The 26472-nt window shown below is 43.2% G+C and carries 16 protein-coding genes; all 16 read left to right on the plus strand.

The features are described from left to right. Nucleotides 1-60: 60 nt before the first annotated feature. The 16 genes from PLE34_RS05385 to PLE34_RS05460 all read left to right on the plus strand — a co-directional run bounded on the left by PLE34_RS05385 (nt 61) and on the right by PLE34_RS05460 (nt 26159). Complete coding sequence (locus PLE34_RS05385) at nt 61-351, plus strand: PAAR domain-containing protein (RefSeq protein ID WP_324554764.1); 291 nt, start codon at nt 61-63, stop codon at nt 349-351. Between the two features lie 29 nt (nt 352-380). Further along, nucleotides 381-806, plus strand: coding sequence for a GPW/gp25 family protein (locus PLE34_RS05390; RefSeq protein ID WP_324554765.1), 426 nt, complete (start codon nt 381-383; stop codon nt 804-806). A gap of 24 nt (nt 807-830) precedes the next feature. Continuing rightward, nucleotides 831-5687: a baseplate J/gp47 family protein gene (locus tag PLE34_RS05395; RefSeq protein ID WP_324554766.1), complete on the plus strand. Its 4857-nt coding sequence runs from the start codon at nt 831-833 to the stop codon at nt 5685-5687. 11 nt (nt 5688-5698) lie between these two features. Continuing rightward, nucleotides 5699-12277: a baseplate wedge protein gene (locus tag PLE34_RS05400; RefSeq protein WP_324554767.1), complete on the plus strand. Its 6579-nt coding sequence runs from the start codon at nt 5699-5701 to the stop codon at nt 12275-12277. Nucleotides 12278-12288: 11 nt separating this feature from the next. Continuing rightward, entirely contained in the window at nt 12289-13722 is a 1434-nt protein-coding gene (locus PLE34_RS05405) for a contractile injection system tape measure protein (protein ID WP_324554768.1), read from the plus strand. A gap of 91 nt (nt 13723-13813) precedes the next feature. Then, a complete protein-coding gene (locus tag PLE34_RS05410; RefSeq protein ID WP_324554769.1) occupies nt 13814-15685 on the plus strand; it encodes an eCIS core domain-containing protein in 1872 nt (623 codons plus the stop codon). Nucleotides 15686-15775: 90 nt separating this feature from the next. After that, nucleotides 15776-16390: a hypothetical protein gene (locus tag PLE34_RS05415; RefSeq protein WP_324554770.1), complete on the plus strand. Its 615-nt coding sequence runs from the start codon at nt 15776-15778 to the stop codon at nt 16388-16390. Nucleotides 16391-16456: 66 nt separating this feature from the next. Then, nucleotides 16457-17188: a hypothetical protein gene (locus PLE34_RS05420; RefSeq protein WP_324554771.1), complete on the plus strand. Its 732-nt coding sequence runs from the start codon at nt 16457-16459 to the stop codon at nt 17186-17188. A gap of 11 nt (nt 17189-17199) precedes the next feature. Next, complete coding sequence (locus PLE34_RS05425; RefSeq protein WP_324554772.1) at nt 17200-17376, plus strand: hypothetical protein; 177 nt, start codon at nt 17200-17202, stop codon at nt 17374-17376. Between the two features lie 52 nt (nt 17377-17428). Then, nucleotides 17429-18793, plus strand: coding sequence for a vanadium-dependent haloperoxidase (locus PLE34_RS05430; RefSeq protein WP_324554773.1), 1365 nt, complete (start codon nt 17429-17431; stop codon nt 18791-18793). A 60-nt stretch (nt 18794-18853) separates the two neighbouring features. Beyond that, nucleotides 18854-19273, plus strand: a complete 420-nt coding sequence (locus PLE34_RS05435; RefSeq protein WP_324554774.1) for a hypothetical protein — start codon at nt 18854-18856, stop codon at nt 19271-19273. Nucleotides 19274-19283: 10 nt separating this feature from the next. Next, entirely contained in the window at nt 19284-20057 is a 774-nt protein-coding gene (locus tag PLE34_RS05440; RefSeq protein WP_324554775.1) for a ParA family protein, read from the plus strand. A 27-nt stretch (nt 20058-20084) separates the two neighbouring features. Continuing rightward, nucleotides 20085-20591 (plus strand): eCIS core domain-containing protein, encoded by a 507-nt coding sequence (locus PLE34_RS05445; RefSeq protein ID WP_324554776.1) that lies wholly within the window; start codon nt 20085-20087, stop codon nt 20589-20591. Continuing rightward, nucleotides 20588-22108 carry an ATP-binding protein gene (locus PLE34_RS05450; protein WP_324554777.1) on the plus strand — a complete coding sequence of 507 codons (1521 nt, stop codon included), beginning with the start codon at nt 20588-20590 and terminating at the stop codon, nt 22106-22108. Before PLE34_RS05445 ends, PLE34_RS05450 begins: the two co-directional genes overlap by 4 nt. A gap of 331 nt (nt 22109-22439) precedes the next feature. Further along, nucleotides 22440-24851 carry a glycoside hydrolase family 95 protein gene (locus PLE34_RS05455; RefSeq protein WP_324554778.1) on the plus strand — a complete coding sequence of 804 codons (2412 nt, stop codon included), beginning with the start codon at nt 22440-22442 and terminating at the stop codon, nt 24849-24851. A 153-nt stretch (nt 24852-25004) separates the two neighbouring features. Then, nucleotides 25005-26159 (plus strand): alpha-hydroxy acid oxidase, encoded by a 1155-nt coding sequence (locus PLE34_RS05460; RefSeq protein WP_324554779.1) that lies wholly within the window; start codon nt 25005-25007, stop codon nt 26157-26159. Nucleotides 26160-26472 lie beyond the last annotated feature (313 nt).

Below are 26472 nucleotides of genomic sequence, written 5' to 3' on the forward strand. Positions count from 1 at the left end.
AGACCGGGAAAAAACCATAAACCATAAACTACAAACCATAAACTATAAACATTCCCAACAATGCCTTCCGCTGCACGACTATCTGATATGCATACCTGCCCGATGGTAACGGGTGTGGTTCCGCACGTGGGCGGTCCTGTAACCGGGCCCTGTGTGCCAACGGTACTGATTGACAGCCTCCCGGCGGCAGTAGTGGGAGATCTGTTAGTATGTGTTGGTCCGCCTGATACCATTGTAAAAGGATCTGCTACGGTGCTCATCGGCGGGAGACCGGCAGCCAGGCAGGGCGATCTTACAGCGCATGGCGGCGTAATTGTTATGGGTTTGCCAACGGTGCAGATTGGAGGATGATAGAAAATGATAAGTATTAAATCAAAAAGATGAATCAACAATTTAACTCTTTTCTTGGAACAGGCTGGGCTTTCCCGCCGGCTTTCGACAGGGATGCTGCCACGGTTGCATTGGTAAGCGATGAAGAAGATATTAAGCAGAGCTTAAACATCCTGTTGTCTACCAGCCTCGGTGAAAGAGTGATGCAGCCCCACTATGGCTGTAATCTCAATGACTATATGTTTGAGCCGCTCAGCAGCTCTATGATCGGCTTTATAAAAGACAGGGTGGAATCTTCTATTTTAATTTATGAATCGCGCATTGTAGTGGATAAAATTGAAGTAACCCCCGATGATGCTTTTGATTTGATAGAAGGTAGGTTTATCATTAAGGTGGAATATACCATTCCGGGTACCAATTCGCGCTTCAATTATGTGTATGATTATTATAAAAACGAGGCGTTAAAGCCGGTATAGTAGCAAAAATAACTTTACTGAACCATGTTTGATTGCAATAACCTTATACATCCTTTTCAAAACGACCCCGGTGTAAGTCAGCAGCAACGGGTAATGGATGATTTATTGCATAACTCACCTAAGATTGACGGGCGCAGCATGGCCGATTTGCTGCATTATTTTGTACAGCTTTCCCCCCATGTTAATTATTATGATGAAGGCCTGGGTATCAGCGACTGGCAACCTTTTTTTCAAAAGAGTATTCCTTTTGTACTGGCTGCGATCATTAAATATGATATAAAAGCGGTTACTGAAAAAACAGATAGCTATAACAAAATATTTAACCGGCATCCCTCTAAAGCAGCCCTGCAATTACAGCTTCATTATATATTTCAGCAGGTGATTAGCCGGATCAATGCCTGGCATTTGCAATTACAGCACAGCGAGCTTCCTGCCGGACTGATTGTGGAAAAACTAATTAAGGATAAGCTCCGGGAGCCATTAAAAAAAATGATCTGCATCAACAATGTAGCCGTAAAATATTATTGCATAAAACCGGTTAGTTTTAGCCGGATTGCTGAAAACGAAGTGTGGGGGCTTGATTTAACTGTGGAAAACGCGAAAGAAAACTGCAGGCCGCAGGGTAAAAGCAAACGTAAACGGCTTATTGGTTTAAGAGACCAGCTTGCAGGCCTGCTGCCTTCCTTTTTAGATGCTATCCGGATCATTGCCGGTACTGCTGCGCAAAGTATGGAACAAAGCCTTTTTCCGCTGAAAGAAGAATTGCAGAAAAAGCATACCCCTCATTTAGCCCTGTTGTTTGCTTTTTTGAAATTATTTCAGCACCTGCAGGGCGACTTGAATACGTACACCAAAAAGCATCTCGATTTTTTTTACAAACAGGTGCTGCAATTAAAGGCCCGTGACGCCGTGCCCGATAAAGCGCATATTGTTTTTGAGATCCAAAAGCAATTAGATAAATATTTACTGAAGAAAGGACTCCTGGTTAAAGACGGGAAGGATAATAACAAATCAGAGATCCGCTTTGCGCTTGATGATGAAATTGTGGTGAATAAAACACAGGTGGCAGACAAACGTACTTTGTTTCTCAATAATCAAAATATATTTGAGCACACTTATATAGAAGGTGTATATATGGCGCCCACTGCCGGTAAAGCAGATGGACTGATCAAAGATTTTAAAGATACTGATCCTAAAAGTTTCGCCACGCTGGGTGCTAAGCTTAGCAAATACACTGATCCTGAAAAAACATTTGCCCGGCCATATCCCAATGCCAGGATAGGATTTATACTGGCATCGCCGGTATTGCTGTTAAATGAAGGAAAAAGAACAATAGATATAACATTAGCATGCCGGTTAACCAATGATTACTGCAATGAGACGGCGAATGAAGAAACTCCTGCAACCCGGAACTGTTGTGAAGAAACAACACAGGACATCCCGGGTGCAGCCCCCCGTCCAAAGAAAAAATATCCCGATTTTATTCATTCTCCCGGTTTCTATAGTGATATCGTTGCGGCATTGAATGAAACGTATTATTATATCAGTGAAGACCTGGTAGCGGACGCGCTTAAAAATGGGATCGGTAAAGCGCTTGAAAATAAGCTTCGTTCTTTTCTTATCCATGACAAAAAGGTATGCTATTGTGCAGAAGAAATAAAACAATATGATGCGGTGCTGAAAAAAGCAGCCTGGGATATATTTTACAATGCTGCTTTACCTGCTGAAAAAGCGGTATTGGATAAACTGTTTAAACCCCGGAAAGCTTTAAAAGCTTTATTCAGTGGAGAGAAGGAATGGATTGAGCCAACCGGTGCTTTAGCCATTACCATGAGCCCTGCACTTTCTGCAGGCAAATTTCTTTTACACATCAATGCCGCGCTTACAGCAGATCAGCCTGCGGTAACTTTTTATAATAAAGACGAACTGAAAGAAGATTTTAACACCACCCTGCCTTTGGTTAAGGTGGAACTGGATGATACAATAAAGTTAGCATTTACAGATACTGAACTGGAAGAAAAGATTGAAAACACAGGATCGGCTGATCCTTGCTGCTTATTGAAAGCATCCTCATCAGGCAGCCATACGGTTTCCCTGTATCATTTTTTCCGGAATGTGACGGTATTGGATAAGCTGAGTAACGATCCAACGGATGCAACCAGGATTGATGTAAGCGTATGCGGACTAAAAAATTTTATTGTTCAGAATGACGAAAGTGTGCAGGATGTAAATGGACTGGTATATCCTTTTGGAACGCGACCCGATATCGTTGACTTTAGTGTGGTCAATCCAACGGTCTGTATTACACCGGCATTTATTAATGATGCCACTCCTGTTATCTCTGTTAAAGCCAGAAACTATCTTCAAAGCCTGATCACTCCTGCAAATGGGTTTAAAAAAGTTATAGCGAAGAATGAGCTGGAACTTTTTTTAGATATAAAAGACAATAGCAATAACCCGGTTTTTAATAATGCCGATAAAATAGCAATAAGAGCATTGATTAATGATAAAACAAAAAGCTATTGTTTGCACAATCAAACGGGTCCCAATTTTTATATAGGATCGGGTGAGGTTTTTTGCAAGAAATGGAACTCGGTAAGGATCAATTTAAACTGGAAAGACAAACCGAATGATTTCAGGGAATATTATAATGCCTACGTGGTGGAAGATGTAAACCTCCAGATATTTGGACTGGATCAGGATAATTTTAAAATCAAAGTTTCCGTACTTCAAAATGGTAGTTGGGTTGACGAAGTGCTCAATAGAAAATTATTTGATGTTGTTCCTCCTCCCGCTATACCTCAGCTTACTCCAGCCTCTCCGTCACCTTGTACCCCGGATGGTTTCTATAGTCAGGGTATAGTGGTGAAACCTTCAGATTTTCCCGGTCAGTTTTCCAGGGAATTTACGCTGCCGGATGCTGCAGAAACCGCTTTAAAATCAGACACAAGAAAAGGATTTATTAAAATCAATTTGCAGGAACAGGATTTTTTGCACAAAGACTATCCATTTATTTTAGCCAGGCAAATGATGGCTATGGGAAAATATCCTGATTCCATTCTTGAAGGGGCTGTGTATAGAAAAGACGGCAACACGGTTATCGTTTTCAGAAGTCTTGGTAAAGCAATTGTTGAACTGAAAGACGAAATATTCAAATCTAAAGATGCTGCACAGCTTGCTAAAGATATCGTAGATACCTTAAATACAACTTTTGATAGCGCCATTGGCTTTCCGCCGCCTCCACCTGTTAATAGTGTAAGTGATGCAGAGAGAGATACGCTCATTCCACTGGTTCATGGCAGCAAAACGCTTGCTGACAATTCGTTGCAGAAGACGGCAGATACAAAAGACAAGTTGGCCGTGCTTCAAACATTCCTGGGTATTTTTGATGTTTTTACGGGGGAAATAGTGAAGCCTTTAACCGTATTGATTCCTAACGAGCCCTGGACGCCGATCATTAAAAATATTTCTCTTGACTATACTGCCACAGCTACGATTAATGATATGGACCTGATCCATCTCTATCCTTTTGATGGTACATACAAAACAGAAAAGATAACATTACAGCCCACCTTATTTCCCACCTGCTGTGATGAGGGCAATTTGTTTATTGGTTTAAAAGACCTGGAACCTGGCAGTAATGTAAATGTATTATTCCAGTTGGCGGAAGCTACGGCCGATTCCGAATCAGATATTGAAGAAGTAAACTGGTATTACCTGGAGAATAACCAATGGAAAACGCTTCGTAAAGGTTTTGAAGTGCAGGATGATGCCACAGATGGGTTAACCACTTCGGGCATTGTAAAATTTGCATTGCCTGAAAACATGACAAAGGATAACACTGTTCTGCCGAAAGAGTTGCACTGGATCAAAGCTTCCGTATCAAAAAATAGTAAAACGGTGTGTGAAACGATGGGTATATATACGCAGGCTATCCGCGCTACCTTCACTAATGAGGAGGGAAATGACAAACTGCGCCTTTCTAAGTCATTGGCTGCCGGAGCCATATCCAAACTGAATGAAGCAGATGCGAATGTTAAAAAATTAAGCCAGCCTTTTGATTCTTTTGGGGGCCGGGTGCCGGAAGCCGAAGGACATTTTTATGTGCGGATAAGCGAATTGCTCCGCCACAAAGGAAGAGCGATACAAAAATTCGATTATGAGCGGTTGGTATTAGAAGCTTTTCCTCAATTGTTTAAAGCAAAATGCATCAATCACAGTTTTGCGTTGAATGCCCACGAGTATAAAAATGATTTTCCCATTGCCCCCGGCTATGTGCTGCTTGCCGTTATTCCGGATTTAAACCAGCTAAAAGCCGCCCAATCTTTTGAGCCACGTGTTCCGGTAAGTATGCTCGGTGATATACAGGAATATTGTAAGAAACGCAGCTCGCCTTTTGTTCGCTTCCGGGCCATGAACCCGCGATACGAAAAAGTACATTTTTGTTTAAAAGTAAAATTGATTGCAGGTAAGGATGAAAATTATTATAAAGAAAAGATGAAACAGGATCTGCGTGAATTTTTAGCGCCATGGGCAATTGGTGAATACGATAAGCTGCGATTTGGTCAGTGTGTTGGTCGGTCTGAAGTTATACGTTTCTTGGAAACAAGGGATTATGTGGATTATATTATTGATCTGCTCATGCGGCATGATGATGATCCCTGGCCGGATAAAACAAAAAAAGAAGAGCTGCTAAGGCCGGTATGCCCTAAAACACCGCGCAGCATTTTAATTGCCGGCGATATAGATGTGTGCATTCCGGGTAAGGATTGTGAAGAATGGGGCCGGTGTTTTGATGTGCAGGGGCAGGAGGTGGATTGTTGTGATAATAAAAAAATACCTGTTGCTGATTATTGTAAAGATGATGTGGTAATAGGGTAAAAAATATTAGGATGGCAGGTGGTCAGGAAAATATGGTTATCAGTAAAAATAATTCGGGGTTTCCCGGCTACTTAGATTTTGACAAGCTAAGAGCCGAAGGTATTGATTATCTGGGGAAATTAGGAGGTAAGATATGGACAGATCATAATGTGCACGATCCTGGCATCACCATCCTGGAGGTGCTTTGCTATGCATTGCTTGATCTGGGGTATCGTACCAACCTCCCTGTGGAAGATCTGCTCACCCGGAACCCTGATGACAGCTCAAAGGATAATAACTTTTTCACACCTGCACAAATACTGGCCTGTAATCCGCTTACCATTACCGATTTTAGAAAACTGCTGATAGATATAGAAGGCGTTAAGAATGCCTGGCTGGAAATAGCCACAGATCAGAAAGATTTTTGCCGTCCACGCTGGCAGGAAGACCCTGCGGGCGGTAACGCCGGCAACCATGAAAGTGATGTGCCGTGTATTGATTTTCTTAATGGATTATACCACATATATATTGACCTGGAAAATGAAGTTGAAGAGAAAATAAAAAACGACCCGGAAGAAAAGGAGAAATTGGAAGATAAAATTAAAAACGCGCTGATGTCGCATCGCAACCTCTGCGAAGATTTTATTGATATTTATTTTTTATGCAAACAGGAAACAGGTGTATGCGCTGATATAGAGCTGGAAGATAATGCAGATATTGAAAAAGCATATATTGATATAGTTGAAAAATTGAGAACATTTTTTTCTCCGGCTCCCCGGTTTTATACGCTGCAGCAGTTATTGGAAAAGCAAAAATCAATAGATGAAATTTTTGCCGGCCGCCCTTACAATATTGCAGAAAGCCATGGCTTTACCGATGCCGGGGAGCTGGAACAATTGAAACTGAGAAAAGAAATTCATTTGTCGGATGTATACAATGCCTTGTTTGAAGTGGAAGGAATAAAGGGCGTTCGTAATCTTGAGCTGAGATTCTGTAACAACAAAACTCCTGTTCCCCCCAATTCGTGGAAATTGAATATCCCCGAAAATCATGTGCCGGAATTTTCTGTCCAGTGTTCAGGGTTTCAGTTTACCAAACATGGGAGGCCGGTTTTTATTGATTTTAAAAAATTTGAAGGACTTTTCCAGATCAACTTTTCCGGTAATGGAAAAATTCTCAATAAAGCTCCATCGCCTTATCTCGATAATGAAATTCCCAAAGGGGTTTACCGCAATGACCTGGCCGATTACTATTCCATCCAGAATGAATTTCCGCGGGTATATGGCATTGCAGAAGGCGGGCTGCCGGATGGAGCTTCTTCCTTGCGAAAAGCGCAGGCCTACCAGTTGAAGGCTTATCTTTTATTTTTCGACCAGTTACTGGCCAATTATCTTTCGCAATTGCAGCATATGCGTTCCTTATTCGCATTGTCGGCATCAGATAGCAACGAAGAAAATCATACTTATTTTATCAACCGGCTTTCATCCGTTCCCGACCTGCAGCAACTGCTTCGTTTTAATAGTAGTGAAAGCAATGCAAACGCTTTGGGCACAGAAGGCACAATACTTGTGTTGCCTGTAGATAAAATGAAATTACTTGAACTTAAAGATGATGATAAGCTAAAAACTTTATCTCCCGGCAATTTTGAGCCCTATACTTTTAACACAATGGCTGAGCAGGAAACGGCTATCAGCCAGTTGAAGAACGACCTGCTGTTTAACCAATATGAATGTGTGTATGTTACTGCAGCCAACGGTTGTATTTACTATTATATGCTCACCGGCTCTGATGAAATGGCGCTCGTAAGCAAAAAGTATTTCAGCAACGTGCAGGAGGCTGCTGAAAATGCCGCTTCAGTAAAGTACATTGGAACATTCAGTGAAAACTACCGCTCCTTTGTTACTGCCACCGGAGGTTTTTCCTTCGATATGGAGCTTAACCTGCTCACATTCGAAAAATACCTGCAACTGATTGTTGAAAGCGGGGAATTATTTTCTCAACGGCGGCAGCAGTTCCTTGATCACCTGCTTTCGAGGTTCGCCGAACAGTTTACGGATTATGCCCTGCTGTCTTTTGGCTTCTTAACAGATCAGCAATTGACAGGGGCCGTTATAAAATGGAAAGAAAATTTTTTGACTCATTATGATGATCTGAGCAGCAACAGGGGTAAAGCATACGATTATTTAGAAAATAACTGGAACAACGGAAATGTTTCCGGGTTCGAAAATAAAGTGAAAGCCATCAGTGGCATTGCTAACCGCAAACGTAGCCTCTGCAATTTTGAAGTAGCTGAATATGAAGAACAGTTTGAAGTAATATTAAAAATCGCCGGCACTTCCTGGTTCACCATAGATGAAAAATTTGATACGAGGAATGAAGCGTTGATGGCGGCCAAAGCCCTGTTCAGCGCATTGCCCGGGAAAAGCAATTATCAGCCTGAATTTATTGAACATGATAATGCGTATAGGCTAACCATACATTACGCGCCAAACCGTTCAGCAGTTTTCCCGTTTCAATATACAGCAAAAGAAGAGGCAATGGCTGTTGCCGGTAACATTACGGAACTGTTTATACCAAAAGATCCGGCTGCCGCAATATTTGAAAGCACCTATAAATATGTTCCCCGGTTAAATGATTCAAACGGGAAGCAGGTTCGCAGATCAGTGGCATTCTATCCATCTGAAGAAGAAGCACGGAAAGCCGTATTGAAAACAATAACAAAAATTGACGACCGGAAAAAATGGGAATATGGTGAAGATGTTGCCCGCCTGGGCACATTGATTTATGACGAAAAAAACACCGGCGTCTTATCCTTTATTAATGCAGATGCTTTTAAAATTGACGTTAATAACAGCATCGTTGGAAAACCTGCTCAGTTTACCTATGATCTGTTAGATAAAGAAAATAATTTCAAATTTCAATCCGTAAGTGAATTTAATAATGCTACTGAAGCACTCACAGATGCCGCTGCATTGTTGGGCTTATTAACCGGGGAGCAGCACTATGAAATTTTCCGGAATGCTGCAACCGGTAAGTTTGCTATCCGGGTAGCAGATCGGGGAACCGTAAGGGCTGTTTGTATAATTGAAAACAATACTGAAGCAGAAGCGGAGCAGCTCCGGCTACTGATCCTGGACATTGTAAAAAAGAATCGTTATTTTATCGAAATAGAAAAAGAGCCCCATCGCTGGAAATTTAATTACAGCCTGGGGTATGAAAAAAATAACCGGTATTTATTTTATAGTGTACGTGATTACACAAACCCGGAAGAGGCGCTTTCCGCCGCTACTTTATTTTATAATGCCTCGTCAACCCTGCGCGTTGATGCAGTGAAGCATGAACTTTTTTTAGTGGCGCACAAAGATGATATAGCAATTAGTTCTGTAAAACTCATTGATGAAGGAGAACCTAAAGACATCATAAGGGCTAAAGCTGCTGTAGATAAGCTATTGCTGGAACAGAAAGAAATAAGCCGCCTTACGGAAAGTACCAGCTCTGCCGCGTTCTCTGATAGTGTGCGTATAGACCCTGTTAGCGAGCAGGGGTTGTTTGTGTACCGGCTGGTAGACAAAGATCGCCCGCTTGCTTTCTATAGCCGTTCTTTTGCCGATAAAACCAGCGCCGGGCCGGATATAAAGTCATTGGCAAAGTTGTTTAAGTATGGCGCCGCCTGTTTGCAGGTTTGCATGGGTGGCGATATCATTAATAAAAGAAAAGATGAAGCCACAAAAATCACATGGTATCACTACCAGCTTAAATGCCTGAATCAATTTTATCCGTCGGGCCCTCTGGCAGGAAAACCGCTGATCCTTTTTGAAAGTACGCAAGGCTATCAAAACAGCGATGATGCGGAGAATGCATTTGCCGAAAATTATCTGTTGCTGCTGCACCTGGCATCTGATCCGGTTAATTATGGAAAATCCATAAGTCTTACAGAAATCCTTATTCATAATGCAAATGCTTATGGCAGTGCCGATAGTATTGTTTTTGTGCCCGCAGCCACAAAAGATGCGCTGGGCGCTGCGGATAATATACTGATAGCTGCAATGGTAAAAATGGCGCTCACTTATCCCATACGGCTGGTACAATATAAATCAAAGACGTTTTATGAACTTTTTTCCTGTGAACAAAATCCCGGTGACCAAACCACTGCGGATAACTGTATTAAGAAAAATGAACCGTACGTATATTATTTCACCTTGCTGTCTCCGGAACAGGGAACTGAAAAATGGCAGAGCGTAAAGTTCTATACTACTGCCGGAGAAGCAAAAAAGGAATTTGATTTTTTTGTGATGCTGTTGTGGTACCAGGGCAACTATTACGCAGACTGCGATCATTGTGCGGGTGCCAAAACTGTTTACCGGGTATACCTCAGGGAAGTGCTTGCGGAAAGCGCCGAACGCTTTATCTCGGAAGAGCAGGCCTGGGGTAAGGAAGGCGTGCAAAAGCTCATTTGTACAGCACAAACTGAAAATGCTTTTCACACCTACAGGCGAAAAGAAGACTGCTGTTATTCGTTTTATGTTGCCTGTGGCGCAGGTTTGGTTTATCATCCATGTAAATATGACACGCCTCAAAAAAGAGATAACGCGTTGGTCAAATTGTACCAGTCGCTAAAAGAAACCATAAAGAAGAAAGCATGGCAGGCGGAAGAAAATGATAACGCAGTTGTATTGAGAAATGATGATGGAACCGCATTTGCCGCTGTTGGTATCAGTAACAGGGACAACAATTGTATAAGCGACAGGATAGCGACTTTAACCGAATATGTTGACTCAATCCAAAATTATAAGGAAGAAGAAGGAAGAATAGTTTTAAGGGACGATCAAAATGAAATCATTGCCGGTTCCCTGCAGAAAGATATAACGCTTACGGCATGGAAAGAAATGTTGCAGTTGTTCGTTTGCTATTATCCGGTAAAAAAAACGAAGGATGCAAAAGCAGGCGGCGATACTTACAGGTATTGTATAGAAATAAAGCTGCCCGGCTTCAATACCTGTAATGAAGATATAACAGAAGAAAAGCCCTGTGGTTGCGGCAGTGAACCCGGGGAAGACGAACCACCCTGTTATATAGCATGGAAAGCGGATTGTTGTTACTCTACCTGCGCAGAAGCGGAACTGGCATTACAAACCATTATGCGGCTGCTGCTGAATTTTAGTTATTACCAGCCTGTATTTGACTGCGGATGCTATTCACATGGTATTGCCATTCAGTTTAGCAGGAATGCAATAATAGCAGATGAAAATATTACCTGGTACTGGCAGGAAGCGGCGATCCGCAACTGGCATAGCAGTGAAATAGTAGCGGTTAACCCCCAGTGTTATACCAATGCTGAAATGGCCTGCGAAGCCGTAGCCCGTGCAAAAGCGCTGATCAACAGTGAAGGCCTGCATGTGGTGGAACATATTTTGCTCCGCCCGCGCTGCAATCCGGAAGATTGCCGCTGTTCACAGTATAATAAGCAATGTGATGATGAAACAGGATGCCGCTTTGTGTGGCCGGTTCAGGATGAAGACCCGTGCACGCAGGAAAAGGATATTTGTTTTGTTCCCGGCGCCGACCGGTATTCTTTTATTGCTACGGTAGTATTGCCGGCCTGGCCGGAGCGTTTCCGCAAAAAAGAGAACAGGGCATTGCTTGAAAACATATTATACTGCGAGGCGCCTGCCCATGTGCTGCTGCGCATATTATGGCTGGCGCCACACGATTTTTGCTGCTTTGAAACAAAATTCACAAGCTGGGGTCGCTGGCTGGCACAGAAAAAAAACTGTACAGATGATTTTTCAGTATGTGATTTCCTCACTTTTTTATTTGACCGGAATTATGAATGTTTGGATGATTGTATGGTTTGCCTGCCTTGTGAAGAGAATGTGCAACAACCCGATCCCTGTTTTGCTGAAGGGAATGACGGAGAAGAAGAAAATAAATATTTGTCGCAGATCAATGAGCTCTACTGCTGGTATGATCAGCAGTGTGATCAGTATACGTTTGTTCCCTGTGAAAGAACAGAACCCCGCAACCCTGATATACCCGGTACGCCTTTATTAAACATAGTAAGGAGCCATAATGAAGAAATGAATGAAGACTTATCCGAGCCTGTCGGCATATCCGGAAAATCTTTAGTAGAAAGGAAAATCGAAACGGGTTTGCCAGATAAGGATATGGCAAAACGGAAACGCCAGGTGATAAACGGCCGCCTCGCGAAATACAGAGAGATGGCAGATAATATATTTGAAAAGTCGGGCAATAATGCCATTGCAGCCAAAGTACAGCGTTTCCTGTCGGACCCGCATCCTACCCGGGAAAGATTATCAAAGCTGATTGTTGAAGTGCTGCAAAACAAAGCTCCTGAAAAGCCTGTGAAGGCACTCACGAAGAAACAGGTACGTGAACTCCTGCAAACCGGTACCTGTTATTTTTTAGACAAGCTTTGTTTTAATGGTAAGGATAAAATTAAGCACCGCGAATTAAAAACGGTTTTTGAAAAGCTGCGAAAAGCAGAAACAGATATAAAGGCTTTGTATGCTTACTGGAACTTTGCTGAAATAGCAGTATTCCAGCCGACGCTGAATGAAACCATGTTAAATGACTTGTTTTTCCCAATATGAGATAACCTGTTATGCAACACATCATAAAAAAACAGATCATCAACCTGGCGCTTCCCGTAAAAGCTGATGCTTTTGGTATACAGCAAAGCGTGAGCGAATATTACACGCGGGATGTTGTGCCGTTGATGGAAAATGTTTTTGACGGATTGTCGGCCAAGGGTGAAATCATTCAAATAGATTATCTTGAAATTGACCTGGGCATTCTTTCTGAAAAAGAAGTGAAACGGGGTAAATGGAACGAAGCTATTCTTTCAAAAATAAGGGAACAATTGTATCAGCAAATTAAAGCTAAACGGGAAGAGGAAAACACTAAACACACGGGCGTGTCTTTCAACAATTACAGGCAATGGTTATTTTATATGCAAAAGGGGTATCTGCCCTGGAATGTTTTGCAGGTAAGCGATGCGTGGCATGAAAAAGTTTTGGAAACTTTAGCCGTTGATTTCGGGAGCATATCTGAACTGAGAAGCATCATTAAACATCATCCTTTTGTTGTAAGAAGGATCGCTTTACAGCACAGCGAAATATTTTTACAGCAACTGGTTGCAGTTTTAACCGCCGGGAATCAACAGGGTTTGCCAAAACTGGTGCAACAATTTTCTCTTCTGTTGGTATGGTTAAACAACGGAAATTTAACCGAAGCTAATCAAAAAGCTGCTATACAAAAGATATGGGAACAGTTAATACAGGTTGCTGCACAAGTTGAAAAAGCATTAACGCCGCTGCAGCTTGTTGAAAAAATTTTAGAAAGAGAACTAACCAGTTCAATTGTTGTTGAAAATATTATTACTACTCATGCCGGGGAACTGCGGGCTATTTTACCCATACTTAAAAAAATAATAGCTAATAAAAAAACGCATTTTCCAAAGCAAACTGACGATGCTATCGTTGATCCTGCAACAGTGGAGACAAAAACAAATCAGGATATTTCTGCCGCAGAGGAAGAAGGCGTTTTTGTACAGCATGCCGGAATGGTACTGATCCACCCATTTATTTCGGCGCTCTTTAACCGGTTGCAATGGGTGAACCAGGGAGCATTTAAAGACGAACGTTCCCGGCAAAAAGCGCTGTACCTTTTGCATTATGCCGCTACAGGTAGGGGGGAAGCGGAAGAATATGAATTGGTTGTTCCCAAAATACTATGCAACTGGCCGCTGGCAATGCCTGTGGAAAAAGATATGGAATGGAGTAAAGCTGAATTAAATGAAGCAGATAGTATGTTGCAGGCCGCTATTGAACAATGGACGGTTTTACAGCATACTTCTCCGGATGGATTACGCGAAGGCTTCCTGCAAAGGCGGGGAAAGTTTTTTACCAGGAACGATAAGCAATACCTGCAGGTAGAGCGCGGTGCATTAGATGTATTGTTAGACCAACTGCCCTGGAACCTGGGGATCATTAAACTGCCCTGGATGAAAGAAATATTGTGGGTGGAATGGAGGTGAGGAGACAGTAGTGAGTGGGTGAGTGGCGAATAGTGAATGGTGAATAGTGAATAGTGAGTGCCTCCACTAAACAGAAAAATGAAATAGGAATATGAAAACGGTTGAATCGCAAACAGCGTCGGTTGCCTCAGTTGCAAAGGCAAGCCAGCCCTTCTTTTCAAAGAACGGAACGGATAATTTTTTTAGTAAAGCCGATACGGAACAGCCATCTTTTTTTAGAGCTTCTGCTGGGCATGCTGTAAAAGGAAATGGTATTCTGCAAACAAAATTATCCATCGGCCAGCCCAATGATAAATACGAAAGGGAAGCCGATGAAATGGCAGATAAAGTGGTGCAACGATTGGCAAATCCTTCCGTGCAAACCAAATGTGCCCATTGCGAAGAAGAAGAAAAGAAAAATGCAATACAACGCAAATGTACAGCGTGTGAGAAGGAAGAAGAACTACATGCTAAAGCTGAATCATCTTCCATACCCGCAGCATCACCGCATATTGAAAGCAGCTTAAATGCCTCCAGAGGAAGTGGTAATCCCTTGCCGGCAAATACAAAGACGCAATTTGAAGATTCTTTCGGAGCAGATTTTTCAAATGTAAGATTGCATACGGATAATAAAGCAGCAGAGATGAACAAGGATTTGAATGCACAGGCATTCACGCATGGCAGCAATATTTATTTTAACAATGGAAAATATAATCCGGATTCTTCCGGAGGCAAACATTTGCTGGCGCATGAGTTAACGCATGTGGTGCAGCAGGGGGGTACGGCTCAAAAGAATTTGAGCACTGCCAAAAATGGTGATGGGAAAATCAGTCAAAGTAGAAATGGGTCAATACAGTGCCAAACGAATTTAACTGCAACACGGTTTTCCGGAAACAATATTTTAGAAAGCGTATTTGATGGAACAACGGTTGTGAGTACGCAAACCCATAGCAGGGGTACCCATGTGCGACTTATACAGGAAGCACTATTGGCTTTAGGTTATACGCTCCCGCTGTTTGGCGCTGATGGCATATTTGGAAACGAAACAAAGGCTGCTGTGAGGCAGTTTCAGGTAGACAATGGTGCCGTACTCTTAGACGGTATTGTGGGTAGCGAAACAATGCGCAGGCTGAATATGCAGGATAGGGGAGGCACTGTGGCTGTAGCTGGTCCGTCACCTGCACCTGCTACAGCTGCTGTTTTTGCTGAGGAGCCTGCTGAAGCATTTACCGGTTATGATAATTCTGTTGCGCCCAATTGGTTGGTAGTACCGGTAAATGGAAGAAGACATGCACAGGTTACAGTGGCGCCTGCCGGTGCTATACCAACCTATGTAAGTGATACGCCGGCAGTTGCTACAGTGCAGCGGACAGATACAGGTGCCGCCGTTACTGGTATTACCCGTGGAACTGCAAATATTACTGCAAGAGAGGGAGCAACAATATTAGGTACATTGCGGGTAACGGTCAAGAATCAGTTGACCCGGTCAGTTGCATTTCATTATGTATGCGATTCAAGAGCAGCAGCGGCAGGTGGCCCACATTGTTCAAACAGAACACCGGACGCGGATACCATGCGCTCTCTGCTTAACCGTGTATGGCATTTACAGGCTAATATTTTATTTACCGGAGGAGCCGCTCAAAACGTTGTTGTTGCCGGAGATTTAGGAGCCGCAGTTGACTGGACATCAGCCCTGCCAGGCGGAGGAGAATGGGCAACAGTAATAGCAACAGGCGCAGGAGCAAATTATAACGTTTTTAGAGTCTGGAGATATATGCAAGACGGAACATGGCCGAATGATGCAGCTAATCTGGGTGTGAATACTTTAATTGGAGACAACCCATGTGCTGATGGTTTGGGACTTGCTCATGAATGTGGCCACTTCCTCGGACTTGACCATCCAAGTGGATTTATTATGACTCCATGTCAAACTCGGCCAGGCAGGCGCGTAAGCAAAGCAATGGTTGATATTGTAAATCCATGATGCCGTACTATGAATGAAATATCCTTTCTGGTAATTATAAATTGTATAGTCCTTGTCAATTCAGGTTGTACCGGCCTTAAAAACAAGCAAATGGAAGATGAGAAATTAAATAACAAAATGGGTGCTGTTTTAAAAAACAGGGAAATTATTTCAGAGGATGGAAAAGCTAGTTTTGTTATACCTGAGAAATGGATAAAATGGCATAATGAAAACGAAACTTATCCAAACCTGCATTTATCAATTCAGGAATTATCCACTGTAAAAAATGCAGAAGGGGAATGGGATAAAGAATTTGCCACCTACGTAAACTACTTATTGCCATTTGAAAATTGTTTTGCTCATGTAGGTGCAGAGGGCTGGGGTAGTAAGGGGTTAAGCTTTGCCGATTTGCAAGTGCGGGCTTATGTATTTAGAAGTACATCTTTTGATATCAGTAGCAATTCATTCATGAAAAAACTCAATGAACTGCCGGCTTTAATTAAAACAATAACACCATCGTATGCCTTTGAAAAAACCGGAGACTGGAATCGGCTGCTTATTTCGTATCGCTGCACATTTATTGACTACAGTGCAGTTGCATTCATTGATTTTCGGGTAAAGAGTTTTGATAAAAATGCACTCGTGTTTGTATTTATGTTTACCGACCATACAAACCATACTATTGAAATAGATAACATTTTAAATTCTTCTACATTAAAGGACTGATACAAAGTATGTCGCTAATCTACCGCCCTTGTTAGTGTCCGTATTAACCGGAAAATAAATATGAATATGAAAACGGCTGAACCAAAAACGGCAACTGTTGCTACGGTGCAAAAAGCAAACCAGCCCTTCTTTTCAAAGAAGGCGGAGGGAAGTTTTTTTGGTGAAAGCAGTATTGGGGATTCTGCTTTTTTCAAGCAAACGAATGAGTTTAGTGTTGGCGGTAGGGGTGCGATACAAAAAAAATGTACAGCATGCGGGCAGGAAGAAAACAGGATTCAGCGACAGGAAGAACAGGGGCCAAGAGAAACCAAACCAGCTTCACCGGATCCGAAGCAAGTGCCTGTGATCCCTCCAAAAAAATGGTCCGCCCGTGCCGGCAGATGTGTGGCAGATCCTGCATTTCCGGATTTCGGATGTTTTGCCGGCCAGTTAAAATTAGATATTGATGAAAATATTTTAAACAATGCTCATCAGTTTTACCAGGCAGCCAATTTACATCCCGGCGATAATGAGCTTATGTGGAATACTTTTCTGAGATATGGAATAGGCGTTAACCTTCTGCAAACAAATTTTGGTTTCCTGGGTACGGGCAAAAAATGGGGCAATATACTTTCTTATGGTACCGGCATAGGTATGAAATCGTACCAGTTTCTTAAAGATGGCGAGCTGAAATTAGATATACAAATACCTGTAGGAAAAGGCGTGAACCTTGATATAAAATTTGATTATAATACTAATCCCGTTAAGCCTGCAGATGAGAAAGTGAATACATCTATTGGTATATCGGGTCGCTTTTAATGTATAGCAGCATGATAACCGCTGAAGCAAAAACAACATCTGTTGCTGAAGCGTCAATCAACAAAAAGCTGATAGCGGCCAAAAAAGCAGAAAATGACGCCGGTGATGTATTAAATAAAATAATGGATGGGCCTGTGCTTGATGAATTTAAAAAATTAAATAAAGGAAGAACGAACAAAACAGGATAGATCAGGATTTAAATACCAGAATCATTATGGCATCAATAAAAATTAGTAAGCCATGTCAGCTAATACAATAAAACCCATCGCCCTCCAATGGAACCAGTTAGCCTTAAACGCTATCCGGTATTCCAAAACATCCCCGCCATTGGCGGCCAGGGCATTGGCTATGCTGCATACTGCCACGTACGATGCGTGGAGTGTGTATACCGATGGTGCGCTCAGCACCCGCACGGCTTTATACATAAAAATAAAGGATGATGAAAAATGCAGGAAGGATAACCGCCGGAAAGCGGTGAGCTATGCCGCTTACCGTGTGTTGGTGGAATTGTTTTGGCTGGTGTTGCCGGCACAAAACAAGAACATGTTTCGCGGGCTGATGCATGAACTGGATTACGATCCTGCTGATACATCCTTAGATATTACAATGCCGCAGGGTATTGGAAATGTGATAGCTAAATTAGTGATCGAATATCGCGCCGGCGATGGCTCCAATCCTTATGGAACGCTGCATATGCCATCCTGGAGCGATTATACCGGATATACACCTGTAAATACCTGGGATAAAGTAAATGACCTGAATTACTGGCAACCATTAAGAACAATGATCTCATCCGGGCAATATAAAATACAGCACTTCCCTGTTCCGCATTGGGGACTGATACAGTCATTTTCGCTCAACTATAATGGACAGTTCAGACCTGAACCGCCTTTTAAAAAACACCAGTCGCAATTTAAAGATCAGGCAAGAGAAATACTAACCCTCAGCGCAGCATTAACAGATAAACAAAAAGCTATTGCAGCATATTGGGCCGATGGCCCCGGCACTTATACTCCGGCAGGGCATTGGTGCGAAATTGCACAGTTTGTAGCCGTTAATAAAAAATATGGTGATTCCGATTGCATCAAATTATTTTTTGTGCTTTCTAATGCCCTGCTCGATGCCTCCATTGCCTGCTGGGAATGCAAGCACCGGTATAATTCGGTACGGCCGGTAACGGCAATACGGGAACTGTACCGCGGCAAAGATATACAGGCCTGGGGCGGTGCGCATAAAGGCAGGGAAACGATTAAAGGAGAAGAGTGGCAATCTTATATTGCCACCCCACCTTTCCCGGAACATGTTTCAGTGCACAGTACATTCAGTCGTGCTGCTGCCACCATACTACAATACTATACCGGTAGTGATCAGTTTGGCGGCTGCACCGTTATTGAAAAAGGGTGTTCTGCAATTGAAAAAGGAACAGTACCAACGCAGGATATAACATTAGAATGGGACACTTTTACTGCAGCGGCAGAACAAGCGGGAAAATCAGGACTGTATGGTGGAACGCATTTTTCTAAGGGAGACAGGGATGGACAAAAGCTGGGAGCGGAAATTGGCAAATGTGTATGGGAAAAAGCATTGTTTTATTTTAATGATTAAGCGGAGCACCTGATTTATAAATAAAGTCAATCATTTATTGCTCATCAAAAAAATAGCATCATGGCAAAAGCAGCAGTTATTTCACGAACCAGGTACCGGTTTCAGTACGCTGTGAAATTTATTTGCACAGCCCATATTCCCGGCACTTCACAAACAACGGACGCATTGCTGCCTGGTGTTTACCAAACGGCGGTAAATATTCATAATCCCCTGAACAAAAAAATAAAAATGAGAAAGAAGATCGCTTCTCCTATCGGTATTTCAAAATATTTTAATGACGGACTTGATCCCGATGTCGTACAAAGAATAACCTGTGCCCAGGTGCGTGAGTTTGGCCTCACTTTTATACATGGCTTTGAAGGATTCCTTGTTATTGAAAGTACGGATAGCCTGGATGTGGTAGCGGTATATACCGCCGGTGGACGCGGAGCGGAGGTGAGCAGCATTGATGTGGAACAGGTTAAAGAAAGAAAAATATAAAACCGCATACATGTCTGTTATTTCAATTGCCATTCAAAAAGGCGGTTCAGGCAAAACCACCACCGCCATCAACCTTGCGGCGGCATTGCAGCGCATGGGTAAAAAAGTGTTGCTGTTTGATGCTGATCCTCAGGCCAATTTATCGCAGTCGCTGGGTGTATTGGATGAGCCGGAGAAGAACCTCTTTACAGAACTGAAGAAAGAAATTGCAGGAGAAAGTGGTGACCTGGTGCAAACGATCATTCAAACCCGATCAGGCCTGCCCCTTGTTCCTTCTTCTATAGAACTGGCGGGCGCCGAACTGGAACTTGTAAGTGTGTACGGACGTGAGCAGGTGTTTTCCTGGATGCTTGAATCACTGAAAGAGAAATACGATTTCATTTTTATTGATTGCCCTCCGGCTATTGGTATGCTTACCGTAAATGCCCTGGTGGCCAGCGATTATGTATTGATGCCTTTGCAGGCGGAGTTCTTACCCCTGAAAGGTTTGCGTAGCTTTATGCACCATTTCAAAGCCGTTAAAAGTAAATTAAACAGGAACCTCGAAGTGCTGGGATTTATACTTACCCGTTATGATGAACGTAAAACGATGAACCGGCAGGTATATCAGCAATTGGAACAGGAGTTTGGCGAAAAGGCATTTCATACCCATATCCGTAATAATATTCAGTTGGCAAAAGCCCAGGAAGCGGGAACGGATATTTTTAGTTTTGACAAACATGCGCATGGCGCTGAAGATTATCAAAACCTGGCGCTGGAATTTATAGAGAAAATAGCAAAATAGTTTTGTTAATGTTTTAAATGTTGCTGTATGTTCAGAAGCAGTTATCGCAGCCGCCGGCACAGGAACCCGCATACACATGAAGAACAACAAATGCCTTCGCAACCCTTTTTTGCAGGAAAACATTTGCTGGCGCATGAATTAACGCATGCTGTTCAACCGGGCGGCGATGGGATGTCGGTGCAGAAACAGTCTTCTCCTTCTGCCGGTGCTAAGGCCGAAAGCCTCGTAGAAAATGACAGGGAATCTTTCAGCATCATTTTAGCCAGGCACTATCTCGCAACCCAGAGAAATATTACTTTCGATCCGGCCCAAACCACACAATGTTCTTCACCTGCTACCGGTTCGCAAGAGTGTTTACTTATAACACAATCCGGAACCAGTATTAAATTAATATGGAATACCATTACTAATCGCGCTATCGCAAAAGCTATTATTAATAACGAAGGACTGGCCTGTGGTTTCAGCTACACGGTAGATGATAACAGCAATATTACTTTTACTTTGATTAAATGCTGGAAAATTTTTGATATATGAGCACCGATCATACCGGAAGGAGTTCTGAAGAAAATAAGAGGTACCGCGATCTCCCGGTTTCGCCGGAGTTTATATACCTCGATACGCTCATTAAATACAGGCTGGCGCCTTATTTTCCTTCTGATGTGCAGGTGGAAGAACCTTTACTTCCGGATTTGAGCAACTGGTATGCACCATTGTCCGATTTTATCAGTAACAACAAATTAAACCGTGAGGAATCTGTTTTATTATTAATTGTGCTTACTCCTTACCTGTATTCCGATTTATTTGACCATGCTATTGAAAGCCGGTTAAATGATGCGGGGAACTTTCCGAAGATCGGCGGCGTTCGTGGTAAAAATTCCCGGGCTTTTTTACCTACCGGTGAAACCGCTTTATTTCTGCTGGCAGGTGATGACATGCAAAGAAGACTGGAAGTTCAGCAATTGTTTGGAGCGGAACATTTATTTGGCCGGAAGAAAATACTATGGCTCGAAGAACTAGCCCAGGGTGAGCCTCCTTTAAGCGGCAGGATAATTTTATCGCAGGATTATGCCGATATACTGATGTATGGTAAACCATCTCCTCCGCATTTCAGTATCACCTTTCCCGCGAGGCGGATTGAAGAAAAAAGACAATGGGAGTCGCTGGTGATCAGCGAAGAGCTGCAGCGCCAGATTGAGGAAATTACCGGTTGGCTGAAGTATAATAATACGCTCCTGCAGCAATGGGGTATGCAGGATCGGTTAAAGAAAGGATACAGGGCATTGTTTCATGGTCCGCCCGGTACCGGAAAAACATTAACCGCCGGCTTGCTGGCCAATGAAATGAAAAGAGATATTTATAAGATTGATCTTTCTATGGTGGTTTCAAAATATATAGGTGAAACGGAAAAAAACCTGGAGATGCTTTTTTCCCGTGCGGAAGATAAAGGATGGATATTGTTTTTTGATGAAGCGGACGCTTTATTTGGCAAACGCACCAATGTGCGCGACGCGCATGATAAGTATGCCAACCAGGAAGTGTCGTATTTATTGCAGCGTATAGAAGATTATGACGGGCTTATTATTTTAGCGACCAATATGAAAGGTAATATTGACGATGCTTTCCTTCGCCGTTTTAATGCTATTCTGAAATTTCCTTTCCCCGATGCCGGGGAAAGGGCGCAGATATGGGAAAGGTCTTTCCCGGAAAATATTGTTTTTGTTGCTGAGCCGGAATCAATACCAGGTAATGGCGCCGGTAGAGTGGAATGGGAAAACGCCGGATTGTTCAATATCGTTAAAAAGTATGAGCTGTCTGGCGGAAGTATTATTAACGTAGTACATTATGCCTGTTTGAAGTCTGTTGAAAGGGCATCAGCGCAGGTAAACATATCCGATCGTACAAATGATGCAGCAGGTGCAACAGGTTTTTCAGAAACTATAGCCAACCCGGATAAAAATTTTCACCATCCTCCGCTTGTTATTAATCTTGCCGATGTGCTGCATGGTATTAAAAGAGAATTGAGTAAAGAAGGGAAACCATTTGTGCGGTAAATGAATACACTCTCCGGCACGATGCATAATATCTACCGCAGGTTATTATGCTTCATCAACCCCGCACATCTGAGGCGAAAACGGGCAGCAATCCCTTCCCAACTCTATCCGAACAGTTCATCCGGGCGGGCGGTTAGTTGGGTTCGACTGTACTGCTAAAGCTGATCCATATTACTACAGCCTGTCACGCTGGAAAGAATCTGTATTCGCCAGCGACATTTTGTACCACCGCTTTGCATTTTTTTATTGTCTTATAGACGATCTGTTTATTTGTATGCATTTACATTTTCTCTTGTTTATATTTGGACTATAGAATATTAAAATAAACGGCATGAAAAGAACAATAGTTTTTGGCATTTTCTTTTTGATCGGAACAATTTCTTTTTCACAGCAACAAAAACCAAAATTATGGTATGCCGCACCGGCGGATGCATCGGTTAAGGATGTGGATGATGGCTGGAAGAATGATGAAGAATGGCTGAAAGCACTGCCCGTGGGCAATGGCTTTATGGGGGCTATGGTGTTTGGGGATGTGAATAAAGAAAGATTGCAACTGAATGATAAAACATTGTGGAGCGGCAGCGTGTCGGATAATGACAACCCGGATGCCTTCGCTTCTTTGCAGGAAATCAGGAACTTATTGTTTACCGGAAAGTATAAGGAAGCCACCGCGCTCACCAACAAAACACAGGTATGCAGGGGAGCCGGGTCGGGTAACGGTAACGGCTCAACGGTTCCCTTTGGTTGCTTTCAAACCTTAGGTGATCTGTGGATTGATTTCGGTAAAAAAGCGGCTTATGCCAACTATTACCGCGATCTTGATATTATTAATGGGATCGCCTCCGTGAAATATGACCAGGAAGGGATTCAGTTCAAAAGAGAAGTTTTTGCCAGCTATCCTGCAAAAGCATTGATCGTTCATTTATCCGCATCAAAAGCCAAAGCCCTTTCTTTTACGCTGGATATCAACCGTCCGGAAAGATTTACTACCGTGGCGCAGCAAAATACATTGTTGATGACAGGTACTATGAACAATGGCGCCGGCGGACAAGGCATGCAATACAAAGTAGTGGTAACACCGGTATTGAAAGGCGGAAGCATACAAACATCCGGTAACAGGTTAATAATAAAGAACGCAACGGAAGTAATGCTGGTAATAACTTCGGCTACTAATTACCGTTTGCATTACCCGGATTATATCAATACCAATTATGAAACGGAGCTGGAACAGCTTACCGCGGCCGCTGTCAGCAAGCCCTATGCCGCGCTGCGCAGCGAACATGTGGCCGATTTTTCTTTTTACATGAACCGGGTATCGTTCCGGCTGGGTGATGATAAAAATACCACGCTGCCTACCGACGCACTTTTGCAAAAGAATAAACAAACACAAAGCGAGCAGGAATTATACACGCTCTATTTTCAGTACGGAAGATACCTGTTATTATCTTCTTCCCGCCAGGGCAGTCTCCCCGCCAACCTCCAGGGCATGTGGGCCAATAAGATACAAACACCCTGGAACTGCGATTACCATACCGATGTAAATGTGCAGATGAATTACTGGCCGGCCGAAGTAACCAATCTTTCTGAAACCCACCTGCAGTTAACCGAATTGATTGCATCACTGCAGGCGCCCGGAACAAAAACGGCTCAAACGCATTATCATGCCGGCGGCTGGGTGATGCATCCCATTACCAATGTATGGGGATTTACCGCTCCGGGGGAGCATCCCAGTTGGGGATTGCATGTTGGCGCCAGCGCATGGATGAACCAGCACTTGTGGGAGCATTATGCCTTTACAAAAGACGAAGCCTATTTAAAAAAGGTATTTCCCATATTGCAATCTGCCGCGGCATTTTATCTGGACTGGTTAGTAAAAGATCCTGTGTCGGGGAAATTGGTATCTGGTCCGGCGGCTTCGCCCGAAAATAATTTTATAGCACCCGATGGCAGCCAGGCAAGCATCAGCATGGGACCATCGCATGATCACCAGGTGATCCACGATTTGTTTACCAACACATTAAATGCGGCCGAAGTTTTGGAGATAAAGAATGAAATGATTGATAAAATAAGATCAGCGATTGATCAAATTCCAGCTCCTGCTATTGGTTCCGATGGAAGGCTGATGGAATGGGCGCAGGAGTTTAAAGAAGTGGAACCACAGCACCGGCATGTGTCGCATTTGTTTGCCTTATACCCCGGCAATCAGGTATCGTTTTACAAAACACCTGCACTGGCACAGGCGGCACGCAAATCGCTCGAACTAAGAGGTGATGGCGGAACCGGCTGGTCGCTTGCTATGAAAGTAAGTTTCTGGACGAGGCTGCACGATGGTGATCATGCTTTAAAGCTGCTCAACCGTTTACTGAACCCGGTGCATTCAAGCGGTGTGGAAATGACCAACAGTGGGGGTACCTATAATAATCTATTTTGTGCTCATCCGCCATTCCAGATTGACGGCAACTTTGGCGCTACTGCCGGCATTGCCGAAATGTTGTTGCAAAGCCATGAATACTTTATTGAACTGCTGCCGGCGCTTCCTTCTTCATGGAAGGATGGCGAGGTAAAGGGTTTGTGTGCAAGAGGCGGCTTCGAGTTGCATATGAAATGGAAAGATGGGAAGCTGGCGGATGCCGTGCTGCTTTCCAAAAAAGGCGGCAACTGCGAAGTAAAGTATGGTAATGCAGCAATAAGCCTGCAAACCGTTGCGGGTAAAACGTATCCGCTCAGCGGATTGCTGAAATAGGAGAGGAGAGCAATTCTTTGTTGGACTTTATTTCAAAAGCTCAAATTCATTACTACTGCTTGTCATTCCAACGAATGAGGAATCCGTTCATTGTGGAGAGAGTTAACTAATTTTACACAACATTCCTTTTACATACACACAAGAAATAAAACGATGAAACTTAAGTACAACCCTCATTACCCTTCCGTGGAAGATCTAAGAGAAAAAGCCAAAAGAAAGATACCCAAATTTGCATTTGAATACTTAGACGGCGGCTGTAATGAAGATGTAAACCTGCACCGGAATACGGCCGAAATCAGGGAAGTGGAACTCCTTCCGCAATACCTTGATGTGCATACAGGTTCTGATATGCGCACGGAATTATTCGGACATACTTACGATGCGCCTTTCGGGATTGCCCCGGTGGGGCTGCAGGGACTGATGTGGCCTAAAGCTCCTGAAATTTTAGCCAAAGCGGCATTTGAGCATAATATACCTTTTATACTCAGCACGGTATCTACCAGCAGCATCGAAAAAATCAGTGAAATTACAGAAGGGAGGGCCTGGTTTCAATTGTATCACCCTACGGAAAACAGACTGAGAGACGATATTATCAAAAGAGCCGAAGCTGCACAATACCCCGTACTTGTTATTTTGTGCGATGTGCCCACTTTTGGGTACCGTCCGCGCGACATCAGGAACGGTTTGGCCATGCCTCCTAAAATGTCGTTCACCAATATGCTTCAAATTATGGGCAAGCCGGAATGGGCGATTAAAACGCTGATCAACGGGCAACCCGCTTTTGAGATATTACAACCCTATATGCCCAAAGGACTTGATTTAAAACGGCTGGGAGAATTCATGGACCAAACTTTTTCGGGAAGGCTAAACGAAGAAAAGATCGCGCCTATCCGTGACATGTGGAAAGGAAAAATTGTTTTGAAAGGAGTAGCCAGCGAAGCCGACACAGAAAAAGCCATCCGCCTGGGCATTGATGGCATTATTGTATCTAATCATGGAGGAAGGCAGTTGGATGCGGGCCAATCAACCATAAAGCCACTCATCACCATTGCCGCAAAGTATGGCGATAAAATAAAAGTGATGATGGACAGCGGTTTAAGATCGGGTCCGGATATAGCAAGGGCGCTTGCTTCCGGCGCTCAGTTTACCTTCCTCGGCAGGTCATTCATGTATGGCGTGGCGGCGCTGGGTAAAGCAGGCGGAAACCATACGATCTCTATTTTGAAAACACAGCTTCAGCAGGTTATGGAACAAATTTGCTGCGAAAAAGTAAGCGACTTCCCCAGGCACCTGGTAAGGTATACATGAGGTCATAGCTTATGATGGCAATGCCGGATACTTTGTTCCTTAGCATGACCGGCAGCAGGTGTTTTGTTCGGTTTTGCTGCTAAAGTTCAACCGTATTACTGACGTTTGTCATTCCGACGAAGGAGGAATCCATCTTCGCTTTAATCCTTGCAGATTCTTCGATCTCAGCATGGCTAAGTGTTGCGTGCAGACACGCAACAGGACGGGAAAATCCGAAATCGAAATTTCTGAATTCGAAGCAACCATAAACTATCAATTATATAATCCGACTCTGCCATTGGGGATTACCTACCTGCCGGTAGGCAGGCTTCAA

It is taken from the genome of Agriterribacter sp., from assembly GCF_035445465.1.
In the GTDB taxonomy this organism is placed as follows: domain Bacteria; phylum Bacteroidota; class Bacteroidia; order Chitinophagales; family Chitinophagaceae; genus Agriterribacter.